The organism is Kitasatospora sp. NPDC059803, from assembly GCF_042732255.1.
Taxonomy (GTDB): domain Bacteria; phylum Actinomycetota; class Actinomycetes; order Streptomycetales; family Streptomycetaceae; genus Kitasatospora.
On sequence record NZ_JBHWIJ010000274.1, the window covers coordinates 1 to 2,720 of the forward strand.

Sequence of the window (2,720 nt, forward strand, 5' to 3'; positions counted from 1 at the left end):
GTCCCTCAGGCCCCCGGGGGCCGCCCGGCCAGTCCTGCCGGGCGGGCCCGGCGGGACGTGCAGGCCTTGCGGGCCGGCACCGGCCGGCTGCTCAGCCCCGTCAGGCCGCCGGGAAGATCGCCGCGTCCGGCTTCAGCAGCTGGCCCGGCTTCGGCGCGGTGCCGTCCACCAGGTAGCGGGTGACCAGCGCGTTCAGCGCCTGGCTGCGGCCGACGGCGCAGTGCTCGATCGAGTCCACGCTGACCAGCACGGCGTTGCCCAGCTGCTGCTGCATCCGCTGGGCGAACTTGTACTGGGTGGCCGGGTCGTAGAGGTTGCCGATCACCATGACGGTGTTCGAGGTCTTCTTGTTCCACGGGCCGCTGAAGCGCTCGGCGTCCCGGGCCGGGGCCGGCCAGCTCGCGCAGGCGGGCGCGTCGAAGGCCTGGTAACGGCCGAAGGTCGGCGACTCCTTCTCCCAGGCCTTGGCGACGTTCGGGAAGACCCGGTCGTTCGACGGGTACGGCTTGTCCTGGCAGTTGACGCCCATGTAGGAGTCGTCGGCGGTGTACTCGGAGTCGACCGGGGCCTCGCGCAGCGCCCGCGGGGCGTTCACCGCGAGGATGTTCGCGTCGTCGTCCGAGACGGTCGCCTTCGGCGCCATCAGGGTGTTCGCGGCCGGCTTCTGGACCAGCTGGTACGTCGCCTGCAGCGACTTGGCCAGCGGCGCCAGCTTGGCCTGCGAGTACAGCGCGCTGGCCACCTCGCTGGTGAAGGTGCTCAGCGTCACCTGGGAGCCGTTCGGCAGGGTGACCGGGCTGGTCCGCAGGTGGTCGCGGAGCTGGTCGAACTTGGCCCGGGTGTCGCCCTCGCCGAAGGCGCAGCGCGGGGCGCCGGCGGCCTGGCAGCGCTTCAGGAACTCGTCCAGGGCCAGCTCGAAGCCGCCCGCCCGCTGACGGTCGTACTCCAGGCCGTCGTGCAGGCGCAGGTTCGGGTCGACGTTGCCGTCGACGATGATCGTGCGCACCTTGTTCGGGTACATCCCGGCGTAGGTCGCGCCGATCAGGGTGCCGTAGGAGAACCCGGCGAAGTTGAGCTGGGAGTCGCCGACGGCGCGGCGCATCCGGTCGAGGTCACGGACCACGTTGATGGTCGACATGTGCTCGATCAGCGGGCCGGCGTTCTTGCTGCACGCGTCGGTGTAGTCCTGGTCCGCGTCCAGCGTCTCGTTGATCTCGGCCTTGGTGACCGGCACGCCGACCATGCGGCCGTTGACCGCGTCGGCGTCCTCCTGGGTCTTGAAGCACTTGAGCGGGTTGCTCCGGGCCACGCCGCGGGGGTCGAAGCCGACCAGGTCGAAGCGCGACTGCACCTCGGTACCGAATCGGGTGGTGGTCGCCCACAGGTAGCCGCTACCACCCGGGCCGCCCGGGTTGAGGAACAGCGAGCCGATCCGCTTGGACGGGTCGCTCGCCCGCCGGCGCATCATGGCGATGCCGATCTTCTCACCCGACGGGTTGTCATAGTCCAGCGGCACCGGGTACACGGCACAGTCGTAGATGCCTGGGTCCGGCTTGCTCGGGTCGGGGTTACACGGGGTCCAGTTGACAGCGGCGACCTTCGCCTCGGCCGCCGCACCCGGCGCCAGGTCTATCGGCGCCGCCGACGCCGCGACAGCACTACCGGTGACGAGGGCGAGGGCGCAGGTGACCGCTCCGGCCAGCGTGGATATACGGGACAAGGAACCTCCTCAGTACTGAAAGGGCGGCCCCAGCCTGTCAGTCTGAGATCTCCATGTGAAGACCTGGAAGCAGCGTAAATGTTTCGATGGCTTCCATTTTGCGACCGGATTATTCTGTGAATGAACCAACTTGACGGTTGATTGACCTGATGACTCGTCACCATGAAACCCGGACACCCGGACACCCGGACACCCGGACACCCGGCGCCGCTCGACAGCCGGAGCGCCGCTCGACGGCCGGCGGAGCACCCGCCCACACACCCGCCCGCCGCCGGCGCCCGGCCGCCCCGCGCAGCGCGGCCGCCACCGAACGCCGGACGGTCGACTTGACCGGGAAACTGATGAGGCGCCATATTACTTTCATGACGCAACGCCCCGACGCCGGCAGCGGCGCCCCCACCCTCGATCAGGCGCGCCGCCAGATCGCCCGCTACGGCCTCACGGCCGACCCGCAGGCGGTCCTGGTCGCGGCCAGGCTGATGGCGGCGGGCGCCCGGATCGGCCAGGCCGGGGAGGTGCACTTCGCCCGGTTCGGGCTCTCCACCGGCCGCTACCGACTGCTGGCCGATCTGGAGGACCACGGCGGCGAGAAGTCACCCTCCCAGCTCGCGGCCGGCCTCGGCGTCTCGCGGGCGACCGTGACCGGCCTGGTGGACGGCCTGGAGCGGGAGGGCCTGGTGGTCCGCCGCCCGTCCGCCGAGGACGGCCGCGCCAACGTGGTGGTCCTCACCGCACGCGGCGCACAGCGGCTGCGCGAGCTGGCGCCCGAGCACTTCGCCCGGATGCAGGCGCTGGTCGGCGGGCTCTCGGTCGAGGAGCGCGCCACCTTCCTCGACCTCCTGGCCAGGGTGGTCGAGGGCGCCGACGCGCTGACCGCGGACTGACCCGGTCGAGAACGGGGGGGGGGCCCCCCCCCGCCCCCCCCCGCCAACACCCCAAAAAAATAGACCAAAACAACAAAAAAAATAGACCCAAAAAAAAAAACACACACACACACCCA

At 70.3% G+C, this 2,720-nt stretch carries 2 protein-coding genes; one reads left to right on the forward strand and one right to left on the reverse strand.

The window, feature by feature from the left end; all coding sequences use genetic code 11:
• Positions 1–100 precede the first annotated feature (100 nt).
• The gene (locus ACFV6I_RS31510; RefSeq protein ID WP_208869033.1) at positions 101–1,720 is read right to left on the reverse strand and encodes an alpha/beta hydrolase; all 1,620 of its coding nucleotides are present in this window, start codon (positions 1,718–1,720) and stop codon (positions 101–103) included.
• A gap of 362 nt (positions 1,721–2,082) precedes the next feature.
• Here ACFV6I_RS31510 and ACFV6I_RS31515 point away from each other — a divergent pair, with 362 nt between their 5' ends.
• On the forward strand, positions 2,083–2,604 hold the full coding sequence (locus tag ACFV6I_RS31515; RefSeq protein WP_380428963.1) for a MarR family winged helix-turn-helix transcriptional regulator: 522 nt from the start codon (positions 2,083–2,085) through the stop codon (positions 2,602–2,604).
• Positions 2,605–2,720 lie beyond the last annotated feature (116 nt).

What these genes read in the sequence shown, in the direction of transcription:
- ACFV6I_RS31515 (WP_380428963.1), top strand. Translation starts at nt 2,083, where the DNA reads ATGACGCAACGCCCCGACGCCGGCAGCGGCGCCCCCACCCTCGATCAG.